9 protein-coding genes and 2 CRISPR repeat arrays are annotated in these 15,670 nt (G+C 44.9%); all 9 genes read left to right on the top strand.

What is annotated here, in order from left to right; genetic code table 11:
• Nucleotides 1-98 precede the first annotated feature (98 nt).
• Nucleotides 99-1,226 carry a bifunctional 2-methylcitrate synthase/citrate synthase gene (gene prpC, locus B4K11_RS08045; RefSeq protein WP_292949914.1) on the top strand — a complete coding sequence of 376 codons (1,128 nt, stop codon included), beginning with the start codon at nt 99-101 and terminating at the stop codon, nt 1,224-1,226.
• Between the two features lie 72 nt (nt 1,227-1,298).
• Entirely contained in the window at nt 1,299-3,905 is a 2,607-nt protein-coding gene (gene acnD / locus B4K11_RS08040; protein WP_292949916.1) for a Fe/S-dependent 2-methylisocitrate dehydratase AcnD, read from the top strand.
• A 255-nt stretch (nt 3,906-4,160) separates the two neighbouring features.
• Nucleotides 4,161-5,351 (top strand): 2-methylaconitate cis-trans isomerase PrpF, encoded by a 1,191-nt coding sequence (prpF, locus tag B4K11_RS08035; protein WP_292949917.1) that lies wholly within the window; start codon nt 4,161-4,163, stop codon nt 5,349-5,351.
• A gap of 327 nt (nt 5,352-5,678) precedes the next feature.
• Nucleotides 5,679-6,545: direct repeats of the CRISPR family, unit length 28 nt; unit sequence GTTCACTGCCGAATAGGCAGCTTAGAAA.
• A gap of 104 nt (nt 6,546-6,649) precedes the next feature.
• Nucleotides 6,650-7,627, top strand: a complete 978-nt coding sequence (gene cas1f, locus B4K11_RS08030) for a type I-F CRISPR-associated endonuclease Cas1f (protein ID WP_292949919.1) — start codon at nt 6,650-6,652, stop codon at nt 7,625-7,627.
• A complete protein-coding gene (gene cas3f, locus B4K11_RS08025) occupies nt 7,624-10,965 on the top strand; it encodes a type I-F CRISPR-associated helicase Cas3f (protein WP_292949921.1) in 3,342 nt (1,113 codons plus the stop codon). The genes cas1f and cas3f overlap by 4 nt, the downstream gene beginning before the upstream one ends.
• 36 nt (nt 10,966-11,001) lie before the next feature.
• Nucleotides 11,002-12,303, top strand: a complete 1,302-nt coding sequence (gene csy1 / locus B4K11_RS08020; protein WP_292949923.1) for a type I-F CRISPR-associated protein Csy1 — start codon at nt 11,002-11,004, stop codon at nt 12,301-12,303.
• Nucleotides 12,296-13,264 carry a type I-F CRISPR-associated protein Csy2 gene (csy2, locus tag B4K11_RS08015; RefSeq protein WP_292949924.1) on the top strand — a complete coding sequence of 323 codons (969 nt, stop codon included), beginning with the start codon at nt 12,296-12,298 and terminating at the stop codon, nt 13,262-13,264. The genes csy1 and csy2 overlap by 8 nt, the downstream gene beginning before the upstream one ends.
• Nucleotides 13,261-14,295, top strand: coding sequence for a type I-F CRISPR-associated protein Csy3 (csy3, locus tag B4K11_RS08010; protein WP_349675800.1), 1,035 nt, complete (start codon nt 13,261-13,263; stop codon nt 14,293-14,295). Before csy2 ends, csy3 begins: the two co-directional genes overlap by 4 nt.
• Nucleotides 14,295-14,861, top strand: coding sequence for a type I-F CRISPR-associated endoribonuclease Cas6/Csy4 (gene cas6f / locus B4K11_RS08005; RefSeq protein ID WP_292949926.1), 567 nt, complete (start codon nt 14,295-14,297; stop codon nt 14,859-14,861). Before csy3 ends, cas6f begins: the two co-directional genes overlap by 1 nt.
• 129 nt (nt 14,862-14,990) lie before the next feature.
• A CRISPR array of direct repeats spans nt 14,991-15,618; the repeat unit is 28 nt; unit sequence GTTCACTGCCGCATAGGCAGCTTAGAAA.
• Nucleotides 15,619-15,670 lie beyond the last annotated feature (52 nt).

Raw genomic sequence — 15,670 nt, 5'->3', positions numbered from 1 at the left:
GAGAAAAGTTGGTAAGGCAAGTACGACGGTTAGAAAATATTTTAATTGTTAAAGAGCAGGCCGTTAGAGCCTGCCTGTATATAAGATAGGAGCACACTATGGTCGATAAAAAACTGAGCGGCGCAGGCCTTCGAGGACAATCCGCTGGTGAAACGGCACTGTGCACCGTAGGTAAAACCGGTTCAGGTCTGACCTACCGTGGCTACGATATTAAAGAACTGGCTGACAAAGCGCAGTTTGAAGAAGTGGCGTATCTACTGCTTTACGGAAAGCTTCCGAATCAAGCAGAGCTAGATGCTTACAAAGCGAAACTAAAAGGCATGCGTGCCTTACCTGATGCTTTAAAAACAGTGTTGGAACAGATTCCAGCAAACGCTCATCCAATGGATGTGATGCGTACAGGTTGTTCCATGTTGGGTAATCTAGAAGAAGAGAAAGACTTCTCAGAGCAGCATGATCATATTGATCGTATGTTGGCAGCGTTCCCTGGCATTATTAATTATTGGTATAACTTCAGCCATAACGGTAAGCGCATAGATGTAGAAACAGGCGCTGACTCGATTGGCGAACAGTTCCTATGGACGCTGCATGATAAAAAGCCAGAGCCATTACACGTTGATGTAATGCATGCTTCTCTGATTCTTTACGCAGAGCATGAGTTTAATGCTTCGACATTTACTGCGCGTGTTTGTGCATCGACCTTGTCTGATATTCACAGCTGTGTAACGGCGGCTATTGGTTCACTTCGTGGCCCGCTTCATGGTGGTGCTAACGAAGCTGCAATGGCGATGATTGAACAGTGGCATTCAGCTGACGAAGCTGAAGAAGCGATCATGGGTATGCTTGAGCGCAAAGATAAAATCATGGGCTTCGGACATGCGATCTATCGTGAATCAGACCCTCGAAATGCAATTATCAAAGAGTGGTCTAAGAAACTGTCTGATCAAGTAGGTGATGAGTACCTATATGACGTTTCAGAGCGTGTTGAATCCGTTATGTGGCGTGAGAAAAAATTGTTCTGTAATGCAGATTTTTTCCATGCATCAGCGTACCACTTCATGGGAATCCCTACTGAACTGTTTACACCGATCTTTGTATGTTCGCGTGTAGCGGGTTGGACTGCACATGTAATGGAGCAGCGCGCTAATAACCGCATTATTCGTCCATCAGCTGACTATTCAGGCCCAGAAAGCTCTGAGTGGATCGATATAGCTGATCGTCCATAGAACGATGCGACTACTAGGAAGGGGGCTGACCAGTCCCTTTCTGATTATCAATTTAAGAAATACAGGTGTTACATGAACACTGAATACCGTAAATCGTTACCAGGTTCTGATCTGGATTATTACGACACTCGTGCTGCGATTGAAGAGATCCAGCCAGGTGCATACGCAAAGTTGCCTTATACATCACGTGTATTAGCTGAGCAGCTAGTACGTCGTTGCGAGCCAACTGCGTTAACTGATTCCCTTAAGCAGCTTATTGAAACTAAACGTACTTTAGATTTTCCTTGGTACCCAGCGCGTGTTGTATGTCATGACATTTTAGGACAAACCGCATTGGTTGATTTAGCGGGCTTGCGTGATGCGATCGCTGATGAAGGTGGTGACCCATCTAAAGTAAACCCTGTTGTGCCTACGCAGTTGATTGTTGACCACTCTTTGGCGGTTGAAGCGCCAGGTTTTGATCCAGATGCGTTCGACAAAAACCGTGCGATTGAAGATCGTCGTAACGAAGACCGTTTCCATTTTATCGAGTGGTGTAAAACTGCCTTCGATAACGTAGACGTTATCCCAGCCGGTAACGGCATTATGCATCAGATTAATTTGGAGAAGATGTCTCCGGTTATTCAGTCGCGTGACGGTGTTGCTTACCCAGATACTTGTGTAGGTACAGATTCTCATACGCCTCACGTTGATGCACTGGGTGTTATCGCGATTGGTGTAGGCGGTCTAGAAGCTGAAACCGTTATGTTGGGTTTACCATCAATGATGCGTCTACCGGACATCGTAGGTGTTAAAATTGTTGGTGAGCGCCAGCCTGGTATTACTGCTACAGATATCGCTTTGGCGATGACCGAGTTCCTGCGTAATGAGAAAGTTGTTTCCTCTTATCTTGAGTTCTTCGGCCCGGGTGCTGCAACGCTATCTATTGGTGACCGAGCTACACTGTCTAACATGACGCCAGAGTATGGCGCATCAGCAGGTATGTTCTACATTGATGAGCAGACTATCGACTATTTGAAACTGACAGGTCGTGAGCCAGAGCAGGTTGCACTGGTTGAACAGTACGCTAAATTGACTGGCCTATGGGCTGACGATTTAGAAAATGTTGAATACGAGCGTGTGATTGAATTCGATCTGTCGACTGTCGTACGTAATATGGCTGGTCCTTCTAACCCGCACCGTCGTCTGCCAACATCTGCGTTGAACGAGCGTGGTATTGCGAGTGATGAGATGCTGTCTGCTGCTCAAGCAGAAGAAGCTGAAGGTCTAATGCCAGATGGTGCAGTTATTATTGCTGCGATTACCTCGTGTACTAACACCTCAAACCCACGCAACGTTGTCGCTGCTGGTTTAGTGGCTAAGAAAGCAAATGAGCTAGGTCTTATCCGTAAACCTTGGGTTAAGTCTTCGTTTGCGCCGGGTTCTAAAGTTGCAAAACTATACTTGGAAGAAGCGGGTCTTTTATCTGAGATGGAGAAGCTAGGTTTCGGTATCGTTGCTTATGCTTGTACGACTTGTAACGGTATGTCGGGTGCTCTAGATCCTGTTATCGAGAAAGAAGTGGTTGATCGCGACTTGTACGCAACAGCAGTACTGTCTGGTAACCGTAACTTTGATGGTCGTATCCATCCTCATGCTAAGCAGGCATTTTTGGCTTCACCGCCACTGGTTGTTGCTTATGCGATTGCGGGTACTGTTCGCTTCGATATTGAGAACGATGTACTAGGCAAAGATCAGAACGGTAATCCGGTTACTCTGAAAGATATCTGGCCAAGTGATGAAGAGATTGATGCGCTAGTAGAGAAGTGTGTTAAACCTGAACAATTCAACCAGATTTACATTCCAATGTTCGATCTAGGTGATGTTGAGCGTGCTGATAGTCCTCTTTACGACTGGCGTGAAATGAGTACCTATATCCGCCGTCCTCCATACTGGGAAGGTGCTTTGGCGGGTGAGCGTACGATGAAAGGTATGCGTCCTCTAGCTGTTCTGGGTGACAACATCACTACAGATCACTTGTCTCCATCTAATGCGATTCAGGCGTCCAGTGCGGCGGGTGAATATTGCGCGAAAATGGGGCTGCCGGAAGAAGATTTCAACTCTTACGCAACACACCGTGGTGACCATTTAACTGCACAACGTGCAACTTTCGCTAACCCGAAACTGTTGAACGAAATGTGTCGTGATGCAAGCGGCGATGTTAAACAGGGTTCTTTGGCGCGTATTGAGCCAGAAGGTACTGAAAGCCGTATGTGGGAAGCGATTGAAACCTACATGGAGCGTAAGCAGAACTTAATCATTGTTGCCGGTGCTGATTATGGTCAGGGCTCATCACGAGATTGGGCTGCTAAAGGTGTTCGTCTTGCTGGTGTAGAAACGATCGTTGCTGAAGGCTTTGAGCGTATTCACCGTACTAACCTTGTCGGTATGGGTGTATTGCCTGTCCAGTTCAAGGAAGGTGATACACGCAACACTTACGCCATTGATGGTACTGAAACATTTGATGTTGTAGGTGATATCTCACCACGTTGTGATCTCACCCTAATCATCAACCGTGCAAACGGTGAGAAGGTTGAAGTGCCTGTAACCTGTCGTTTAGACACTGCTGCTGAAGTGCATGTCTATAACGCTGGTGGCGTGCTTCAACGTTTTGCTAAAGACTTCCTAGAAGGTAGTTAATAGCAAGTAAACAGATAAGCGCTGCTTGTAATCAGTCATTCCGTATCGTCTACGTGCGGGATGGCTGAAAAAGTTAAAAAGTCGAGCAAGCGGCGCTCATTTTTTCATGAATGTTTTTACTAACAATGACTGGCCAGAGTAGAGACTGCGCGTAACTCTTTATGGAGTTATGTCAGTCATTGTTACTAAGAATTTTCTGAACATTAAGCAGTAGTAAAACTGCAGAATATCTCAGATAGCACAGGATAATTTGTTATGGCTAACGTTTCACCCGCAGTACCACAGATCAAAATTCCAGCGACTTATATTCGCGGTGGGACCAGTAAAGGGGTCTTTTTTCGTCGTCAGGATCTGCCTGAAGTTGCTCAAGAGCCAGGTGAGGCGCGAGACAAAATTCTAATGCGTGTTATTGGTAGCCCAGACCCCTATGGCCAGCAGATTGATGGTATGGGTGGTGCGACTTCTAGTACCAGTAAAACAGTTATTCTAGATAAAAGTTCAGAGCCCGATCATGATGTTGATTACTTATTTGGGCAGGTTGCTATCAATAAAGCTTTTGTTGATTGGTCAGGTAACTGCGGTAATTTAACAGCAGCGGTTGGTGCTTTTGCTATCAGTGGCGGTCTTGTTGACCCTGCACGCATTCCTGAAAACGGTATCTGTGTTGTACGTATCTGGCAGAAAAATATTAAGAAAACCATCATTGCTCATGTCCCTATCACTAATGGTGAAGTACAAGAAACTGGCGACTTTGAGCTAGATGGCGTTACCTTCCCTGCAGCGGAAGTTGTGATTGAGTTTATGGACCCTGCTGATGGTGAGGGCTCAATGTTCCCAACCGGTAATTTAGTCGATGATCTTGAAGTACCAGGCGTTGGGACTTTTAAAGCAACCTTTATTAATGCTGGGATACCAACTATCTTTGTTAATGCCGATGAGATTGGCTATAAAGGCACTGAGCTGCAAAAAGATATTAATGGTAATGCGGATGAGTTAGCGCGTTTTGAAACGATGCGTGCCTATGGTGCGGTTCAGATGGGTCTGATTGAAGATATATCTGAGGCCGTTGCGCGTCAGCACACGCCAAAAATTGCTTTCGTTACCCCTGCTACTGATTATGAAGCGTCTAGTGGGAAACAGATTTCAGCTAATAATATTGACCTATGTGTACGTGCTTTATCCATGGGTAAGCTTCACCATGCGATGATGGGAACGGCTTCAGTCGCTATTGCGACCGCTGCTGCCGTACCTGGAACATTGGTTAATCTAGCGGCCGGCGGTGGTGAGCGTGATGCAGTGACGTTCGGGCACCCGTCAGGCTCACTACGTGTGGGTGCAGCAGCGGAACAGGTTAATGGTGATTGGACAGCGAAAAAGGCCGTAATGAGCCGAAGCGCACGCGTCATAATGGAAGGCAATATTCGCATTCCTGGCGATACTTTCTAATTTATTAGGAGAAGAAAGTTCCTAGTAAATAGAAACACCCGAAGTAAGAAGTAGGAAGTAGGAAGTAAAAAGTTACATCGATTGCTCGTTTTAAGAGTTGAAGAGGGTAGCACTGCTTAATTTCCCCTATCAGGATTAAACGGTCCCTCTTCATTATGCCTCATGTGAAAACATGGGGTATTTTTTTGCCTGAAATCCCCTTCTTAATCCAGACCCCTTAAGCTATTGATTTAAATGGAGGGGATATAAGGCAGTGAAAAAAGGGTCAAAAGCCCTTATTAGGGTGAAGACCGAACAAAATCAAACTGTTAGGATGCTAGGGTTCTTGTTCACTGCCGAATAGGCAGCTTAGAAAAATCTCAGCAGTCGGGCTAACCTCAGCTAATTGTTCACTGCCGAATAGGCAGCTTAGAAATTGACGGTGCGGGCCTAATGTTCGACCTACGCGTTCACTGCCGAATAGGCAGCTTAGAAACGACAGCTTGCCCGCATTGCGGTAGTGGCTAAGTTCACTGCCGAATAGGCAGCTTAGAAAAAAAACATCTGGATCAGTTTTTAGTTCGTGAGGTTCACTGCCGAATAGGCAGCTTAGAAAGTGATTAATTCGCCATAATTTAGAGATTCCGGGTTCACTGCCGAATAGGCAGCTTAGAAAGCCCAAAATAACAAGGCGCTTAATCGTGGACGGTTCACTGCCGAATAGGCAGCTTAGAAAATGATAAATCATGCCGAATTTACGCCCTTGGTGTTCACTGCCGAATAGGCAGCTTAGAAACTCCAAGAATACAAAGACGGGGCAGAGCTGGAGTTCACTGCCGAATAGGCAGCTTAGAAATCGAATCTTCGAAGGTATCAAAGTTCGAAGTCGTTCACTGCCGAATAGGCAGCTTAGAAACTTCCGGCTTGAAGCTGTAGAACTGGTGGTCCGTTCACTGCCGAATAGGCAGCTTAGAAACTAAACGGCTGGAAAACAGAACAGATCGACGCGTTCACTGCCGAATAGGCAGCTTAGAAAATTGAACCGTCTGGGTGTAATAGGTCTTCGAGTTCACTGCCGAATAGGCAGCTTAGAAAATAGGGGATATGACTACTGGGGTTCCGTTGTTGTTCACTGCCGAATAGGCAGCTTAGAAATTACAAGGTGCAAGCTTTCGGCGTCACTTCAAGTTCACTGCCGAATAGGCAGCTCATAGAACTTATGGCCAATCAGAGTCCAACTCTTTGTAGTGGCGCTGTATGTGGTTTTTACTGTAGATTAATTCTTAGCTAATTACGCTTACAAATGGATGCTTGTTGTAATGGAAGACTTCTCACCCTCTGATCTTAAGTCCGTTTTACATTCTAAACGTGCCAATCTTTATTATCTTCAATATTGCCGTGTGCTTGTTAATGGTGGGCGGGTTGAGTATGTAACAGATGAGGGCAGTCGTTCTCGTTATTGGAATATTCCCATTGCTAATACAACCTGCGTTTTATTAGGTACCGGAACTTCGGTTACACAGGCTGCGATGCGTGAACTTGCAAAGGCTGGTGTCCTAGTTGGATTTTGCGGTGGAGGCGGCACGCCTTTATTCAGCGCTAATGAAATGGATGTGGAGGCCGCTTGGTTTTCACCGCAAAGCGAATACCGTCCAACCGAGTATCTACAGCATTGGGTAAATTTTTGGTTTGATGATGACAAGAGGTTGTCTGCAGCGAAACAAATTCAGTTTGCACGGATTCAGCGGATTACCAAGTTGTGGCTGGATAACAGAGCTTTGAATGAGGCAGGTTTTAAACCGGATACGAAGCAGTTATTAAAATTATTAGAGCGTAATCAACAGGATATTCAGCAGGCTAGCTCAACTACTTTGTTGTTAACGAGTGAGGCTCGTTTAACCAAAGGCTTGTTTAAGCTTGCGGTGCAAACCGTTGGTTATGGAAGTTTTACTCGGGCTAAGCGTGGAAAGGGCAGCGACCCGGCTAATCGATTCCTTGATCATGGAAACTATCTAGCTTATGGCTTGGGGGCAACGGCTACTTGGGTTCTGGGGTTACCTCATGGTTTGGCTGTATTACATGGTAAAACACGTCGAGGTGGCTTGGTATTCGATGCGGCAGACTTAATTAAGGATTCGGTTATTCTTCCTCAAGCTTTTGTATCTGCTATGCGCGGTGATGATGAGCAAACTTTTCGGCAGGCTTGTATAGAGCAATTAACGCGTACTGAAGCGTTGGATTTCATAATTGAAACCTTACAGGATATAGCTTTGTCTTACGTGGCTGATAATCCATGAACATCATGTTGGTTTCACAATGTAATAAGAATGCGCTTAAAGAAACAAGGCGCATATTAGATCAGTTTGCTGAACGGCGAGGGGATCGCACTTGGCAAACGCCTATTACACAGGCCGGATTAGATACTTTACGTAAGCTGTTGCGTAAAACTGCGCGAAAAAATACGGCAGTTGCCTGTCACTGGGTTAGGGGGAGAAACCGCACTGAGTTGGTCTGGATCGTTGGCGATGCAAAGCGTTTTAACAGTATGGGTGGGACACCTACCAATACGACAGGGCGTAACGTTTTGCGAAGTCAGAGTGAAAACGATTGGCATAGTGGAGAGGAGCTTAAGCTTTTAGCAACGTTTTCAGGGTTACTACATGACTTAGGTAAAGCTTGCGATGCCTTCCAGAATAAACTTCTATCGGGTGTGCGAGAAAAAAATTTATATCGGCATGAATGGATCTCTTTACGACTTTTTCAGGCGTTCGTAGGTAAGCAAACGGATGAAGAGTGGTTGCAAGCGTTAGTATCTAATGCAGGCGATGAGCAGCGCTGGTTAAATGGGTTAGAACGGGACGGTCTGGATCAAAATCTTAGTCAGCCTTTTGCTGATGGCGTTATGCCGCCGTTAGCGAAAATGATTGCGTGGCTGGTGGTAAGCCATCACCGCTTACCTGAATTTCCGAATAGTTTAAGTAATTTTAGAAGCGAGCTATTGCCAAGTTTACTTGGCAGTATCAATGCGCAATGGAACCAGCGTAGTGATGTGACTGATCATAAAGCTATTGAGCCTTATTGGTGTTTTAGCAGAGGCTTACCTACGGTAAGTGAACGATGGAAGGAAAGAGTATCTGTCGTTTCAGAACAGCTGTTAGCTCGATTGGATCAATCTACATTTTTCACACTGGATAATGCTTATGTGATGCATCTTGCACGGTTGAATTTAATGTTGGCCGATCATTATTATTCCAGCCTTAAGAATCAGAAGCAGCGAGATTGGGTTAAGGGGGATAATGACTTTCAACTTAATGCCAATACATTACGTGAGACCGGCGAGATCAATCAAAAGCTGGATGCTCATTTGCTTGGGGTTGCTAAAGTTGCTAATTCATTGGTACGTAGTCTCCCCACGATGGCCTGTCATCTTCCGAGTTTAGGGCGCCATCCGGGATTAAGGAAACGAACGGCAGATAAACGCTTTCAGTGGCAAAATCGCGCATTTGAACAAACGGAAGTCATACGTGAAAGAACCGAGCTACAAGGTTTTTTTGGGGTCAATATGGCGTCGACGGGATGTGGTAAAACACTAGCTAATGCGCGAGTGATGTATGCTTTGGCAAATCCCCAGCACGGTGCTCGCTTTAGTATTGCATTGGGCTTAAGAACGCTTACGTTGCAAACGGGTAGTGCGCTACGTGAGCGCTTAAATCTAGATGATACGGAACTCGCAATCAGGGTGGGTGGTAGCGCTAGCCGCCAGTTGTTTGAGCATCATGAAAATGAGGCTGAAAAATCGGGTTCCGTTTCCTCAATGGACTTGTTGGCCGATGGCTCGCACGTTTACTACGAAGGTAATTTTAATGAACATGGCGTACTTCAGCGTTTTCAGCATAACCCGCAACTTAAGGCATTACTTTCAGCACCCGTTCTAAGTTGTACAGTGGACCATTTGGTTCCAGCGACTGAAGGTACAAGAGGTGGTCGGCAAATTGCTCCCATGTTACGTCTTATGAGTAGTGATTTGGTACTGGATGAAATTGATGATTTTGATATCAATGATATGCCCGCGCTCACGCGTTTAGTGCACTGGGCTGGCCTGTTGGGTAGTCGCGTATTGTTGTCTTCAGCAACACTACCGCCTTCATTGGTTGAGGGGTTGTTTCGAGCGTATAGACATGGACGGGAGCAGTACCAAAATAATCGTGGTGAACCAGACAAACAGTTAGATATCTGCTGTGCTTGGTACGATGAGTTTAATACCGAAATGCAGGATTGCGCTACAGAAGCATTGTTTAAAGGTCAGCATCAGCAGTTTGTATCTAAACGACTGCAGAAGTTGAAAAAAGCAGAGGTACGCAGGCGCGGAGAGATCATCCCTTTCAATCCTCCAAAGGGCTCGGTTGCAGAGGTTCGTAAAGAGTTTTCTAAACTTGCACTACAGCAGATGCTAAAGCTACATCAGCAACATCACAGTGTGGATCCCGTTAGCGGTAAACGTGTTTCATTTGGTTTATTGCGTATGGCTAATATTGAACCTTTAACTGATGTTGCGAAGGAGCTTTTACAAGAAGGTTCACCCGCAGGAACACATATCCATCTTTGTGTTTATCATTCTCAGTTCCCGTTATTGCTGCGCTCAGCAATCGAGCAGCAGTTAGATAACGCGTTGAATCGGCGTGATACTGATGCGGTCTTTAACTTAAGAGATGTTCGTCAGAAAATTGATGCTACTGTGGCTGAAGATCAAATGTTTGTCGTATTGGGAAGTCCAGTGACAGAAGTTGGTCGGGATCATGACTATGATTGGGCTATTGTAGAGCCATCATCTATGCGTTCACTTATTCAGTTGGCAGGTCGAGTGAAGCGTCATCGGCCTGAAACTTGTATTCAAGCCAATGTACATATATTCAGTAAAAATTTAAAAGCATGCGAACTAAACGGTGTGCCAGCATATTGTAAGCCGGGGTTTGAAACTCAAACGCTTAAGCTTAATTACCCTGATCTTAATCAATTGCTTACGCCGGAACAGTGGCAGAGAATTGATGCGCAACCCCGAGTGCAGGAAGGTGAGCTACTAAGGGAGAGTGAAAGTTTAGTTGATCTTGAGCACGTTGCTATGCGTAGGAAAATGCTTGCAGAGGAAAATACTCAACAAGAAAAGCTCCATCCGCGTCAACGCGCTAAAAAGATGGGGCAGAACATACCTAAGCTCGGAGCTTATAGTTGGTATACACAGCCTGTCGCTCAGCTGACAAGTATATTGAGTAAGGCGCAGCCTTTCCGCCAAAGTTATGAGACAGATATCGATTTAGTGTTACTGCCTAATGAGGATGAAGATGATTTTATTCTGTACGCCTTGGATAAAGTGCAGGGGCAAGTTATAGGAAAAAGTGATCAGCAGCATTTATGTCATCGATTAGATATCGAAAGCCAAATGGCAGAGGGTATTGGTATTTGGGGGCAGTCAGATTATATGCAGGCATTGAGGAAGCTAGCTGAATCTTTAGACAAGTCACTAGAAGAGTCCGCTAAAAGGTTTAGCCTGTTGAGCTTGCCAGATAAAGGGATGGAGTATGGTTGGTACTTTCATCCTGCTTTAGGTTTTGTGAGAAAAAATAATAGTTGGAAATAAAGCAAGGAGTAGGGAATATGCTAAAAAGGAGCTGCAATGACGGAAGCTCATGGAAATAGGGAGGGTGAATTACGCAAGCTAATGCGGGGCTTTATTCAGGAGCGCTTCCTGACTAAAACTGAAAAGCTTGCGCCAGATGATCCCAAATATCTAAAACTACAAGAACAGTTTCAATATGATAGCTGGCTTGCTGATGCCGCCCGTAGGGTGGGGCAGCTGCAAGTGGTGACACATTCACTAAAAGCGATTCACCCAGATGCAAAAGGGACTAACCTTTATTGTCCTGCGGAGCAATTACCAAAATTCGACTTGGTCAGTAGTGCGTGTCTAGGCGCAGAGTTTGAGCGTGATGTAGTCGGTAATGCGGCGGCGTTGGATGTGTATAAATTTCTACGTTTGACCTATAAAGAGCGACCTTTATTGGAGCTAGCTTTAGCGCAAACGCCAGATTTTATTGCGGCTTTATCTGATGATAAAAAAGAGGGGCAGCTACTGTGTGAGGCTTTTGCGGGTATTACCCAAGCAAAAGGTGATCTTTCGTCGCATACACGTGCCAAACAGCTGTATTGGTGGATAGGCTCTGATCCAAGAGCGAATGAAAACTATCATCTGTTATCTCCGCTTTATGCGACATCGCTGGCCCATCGGATTTATCAAACCTTAAACGCAGATCGATTTAGTGAGCAGGCTAAAGAAGCGCGTAAAGCGGCACGTGAAGATTCGTTTTCGGAGCAAGGCTATCGTGTATATCCCGATTTGGCAGTGCAAAAACTGGGGGGGACAAAACCACAGAATATTTCTCAATTAAATAGTGAGCGTGGCGGTACTAACTATTTGCTCGCCTCATTACCCCCTTCTTGGCGCTCAGCTGAGGTTTCACCGCTGTTAAATATTGATACGGCATATTGGCGTTTTACTAAAAGGCCCGCTGTTACAAAAAGTATTCGGGGTTTGGTTGGGTTTTTAAAAGAGAATCCTCCTAAAAATGTACATACACGAAATGAAGTAGATGAATATGTTGCTGTCCTGTTAGATGAATTAGTTATGTTTACCAGTGAAATACGTAAACTGACTCCGGGGTGGAGTGCGAACCCAGATTGCCGTTTGCCAGAGTATCAAAAGCATTGGTTAGACCCTTATCACTATGATGAAAGCTTAAAAAACAGTGTGCCTGCATTGACGACTTGGTCTGAGGCGGTCATTGAAGCTTTTGCTGGCTGGTTAAACTTTAAAATGCGCCGAGCAGATTTATCTGTGGGGAGTGCAGACTATCAGGATTGGTTTGTTCGCTTGCATAAAAAGTTAGCGTTACTGCAGGAGGAGCTACCTTATGTCTAATACTCAGTATTTGTTGGCATTACCTCGTTTACGGATACAGCACGCTAATTGCATCTCAAGCCCTTTAACATGGGGCTTTCCGTCGATGAGTGCATTTGTTGGTTGGATGCAGGCGTTAATACGTAAGTTGCCTGAACATCTGGATCTAGAATTTGATGCCGTTGGCATTATCTGCCATCAGCATGAGCTACAAACAGATAAAGATTATGTTCACCGTTTTAACTTAACGCGTAATCCAGTTGATAAATCCGGTAAAACTGCGGCGATCGTGGAAGAAGGGCGGATTCACCTTGAAGTAACACTGTTGCTATCCGCAAGTGGTAGTAGCTGTTTAGGTTCCGATGAAGATCGCCAAAAGGTAGCTGATGAGGTAGCAGATCTGGTTGCTGGAATGAGGATAGCAGGTGGTTCAGTGCTAGCGTCATCTGCTTCACCTCAGTTGCTTATGTTTTCAGAGGATGATGAAAAGCAATCTGTTTTGTTTCGTCGTTTACGTTATCAATGGTTACCAGGGTTTGCATTGGTCTTACGGGATGATCTTTTACAAGGTCATTGTGAAGCAATGCGTAGCGTTAAACCTAAAACAACATTATTGGATGCATGGTTGGACCTATCTCGTTTTAATCATGAATGTGTAGAGGTTGATGCTGAAAAAGAAGAGCCTAGCTTTGAATGGAAGGTACGTCAAAAGCCGGGTTGGTTAGTCCCACTTCCAGTTGGCTACGGGGCATTGTCACAGCTTTATGAGCCCGGCCAAGTAGCTAAAACACGTGATTCAGAAACACCGTTTCGTTTTGTGGAAACACTCTATTCAATGGGGCAATGGGTAAGTCCGCATAGAATAAACAGCATTGATGAGATTATGTGGTATGTCCATAACGATGAAGAACAAGGACTGTACCGTTTAAATAATGATTATGCCGATTTAGCGGCAAAGGCGAATGAAAAAGGAATTGAATGATGGCTACTTTAAAAACTGCATCTGTATTGGCTTTTGAGCGTAAATTGGACCCTTCAGATGCACTAATGTATGCAGGTAATTGGGAACAGAGACAGAGTTCAGCAGACTGGGCTGAAGTCACACTGAAAGAAAAGTCAGTTAGAGGTACGATCTCTAACCGTTTAAAAGCGAAAGATCAGGATCCCGCTAAGCTTGATGCGCAAATTGATAAACCGAACCTACAAACAGTTGATGTGGCGGCGTTGCCCGCTAGTACGGATACACTAAAAACACGTTTTACCTTGCGGATTTTAGGTGGCGCGGGTTCACCATCAGCATGTAATGATGCGGCTTATCAGGAACGTTTACAAACCGTGGTACGCGACTACGTGAGTGAACATGGCTTTAAAACCTTAGCTTATCGTTATGCTTATAACTTAGCGAATGGTCGCTTTTTATGGCGCAACAGGATCGGTGCAGAACAGGTTGAGGTGCAGGTTAATCTTTTAGAGGGGGGGCAAGCGGTACAGAGCTGGTCGTTTGATGCATTAAATTTATCTTTACGTGGTTTTGAGACCGATTCGCCCTGTGAGCAAGCGTTAAAAGAACTAGCAGATAAAATTGAACAAGGACTGTGCAACGAACGCCATATTTTATTAGAGGTTGTTGCATTTGTTCGTATCGGTAGCGGACAAGAAGTTTTTCCGTCTCAAGAACTAATTTTAGAACGTGGCAAAGGCGATAAAAGTAAGGTGTTATACGCTGTAAATGGTACAGCGGGTATTCACTCGCAAAAATTGGGTAATGCGATTCGCACTATTGATGATTGGTATCCACAGACTGAAAGCACAGAGGACTTAGGGCCGATTGCTGCAGAACCTTATGGTTCGGTAACTACTCGCGGTGCAGCTTATCGTCAGCCAAAACAGAAAGAAGATTTCTATAATCTACTGGATAGTTGGTTACTGAAAGACAAAAAACCAAGTACAGATAATCAGCATTTTGTTATGTCGATTTTGATTCGTGGTGGCGTCTTTGGGGAGGCTGGGTAATGTTATCTCATTATATTGAGATCAAAATTCTGCCTGATCCGGAGTTCTCTGAGCCCATGTTGATGGGGGCGCTGTTAAATAAGCTGCATCGGGCGTTGGTCGAGCTAAATACCACAGACATAGGAGTGGCTTGGCCCGAGTATCAGTTAAAACCCAAAAGTCTAGGTGGAAGGCTGCGTATCCACTCGAGTGCTGCTCAACTAGATATGCTTATGGGGCTTAGTTGGTTAAAGGGGATGTCTGATCACGCTCATTGTGCTGATATAACTGAAATTCCAAAACAAGTGGAATATATAAATTTTAATCGTAAGCAATACAAAACCAACGCTGATCGTTTACGCAGACGACGGATGAAGCGTAAAGGTGAAAGCTATGAAGAGGCGCTTGCTCATATTCCGGTTACGATTGAACGTAAATCGGATCTCCCTTTTGTCAGCTTACGCAGTCAGAGTACAGGGCAATCTTTTCAGTTATTTATAAACCAGAGTGAAACTGTTTCGGAACCACAAGTAGGGCAGTTTAATAGTTATGGTTTAAGTCAGGGTGCGACCGTGCCTTGGTTTTAACCCTTTTTTTAATGTTTAAACTGATCCTATAAAAATCAATAAGTTAGCTGGCAGCCCCTAAAAAGGGTTTGTCAGCTTTTTTTGTATTACGCTCTTTAAAAATCAAATAGTTAACTATATCCTGTTCTTGTTCACTGCCGCATAGGCAGCTTAGAAAAAAGCCGGGACAGTCGTAGTAGATAGTAAGCTGTTCACTGCCGCATAGGCAGCTTAGAAATCGCTGAAGAGTGGGTTTCTTACTTAGCTGATGTTCACTGCCGCATAGGCAGCTTAGAAAGATAATGGATCGAATGACATTAGCCTATCCTCGTTCACTGCCGCATAGGCAGCTTAGAAATTTTGCGATGTAGTGCCCTCCATCCATATCTTGTTCACTGCCGCATAGGCAGCTTAGAAAATGATTTCTGTCGGAAAAAATAATCATACCCCGTTCACTGCCGCATAGGCAGCTTAGAAAATTCACTTTATCGCTATCATAATACCATCGCCGTTCACTGCCGCATAGGCAGCTTAGAAAAGTTGGCAAGAGCTGAAAGGCTTTGAGATTAGGTTCACTGCCGCATAGGCAGCTTAGAAAGCAGAAAGCCAACGCGGGCGGGCAAGAGCCTCGTTCACTGCCGCATAGGCAGCTTAGAAAACCAGCAACCAGTTAACACCCTCAATCGAATGGTTCACTGCCGCATAGGCAGCTTAGAAATTAACTTTTTCGATTACATGGATAAGCTCATCGTTCACTGCCGCATAGGCAGCTTAGAAAATGTAGCAAATCGCATAGCATCGGCTTTATTTGTTCACTGCCGCATAGGCAG

The organism is Neptuniibacter sp. UBA6509, assembly GCA_002435145.1.
GTDB lineage: Bacteria > Pseudomonadota > Gammaproteobacteria > Pseudomonadales > Balneatricaceae > Neptuniibacter.
Note: the sequence above shows the minus strand (reverse complement) of the source record. Positions and strands in the feature narration are given on the sequence as shown.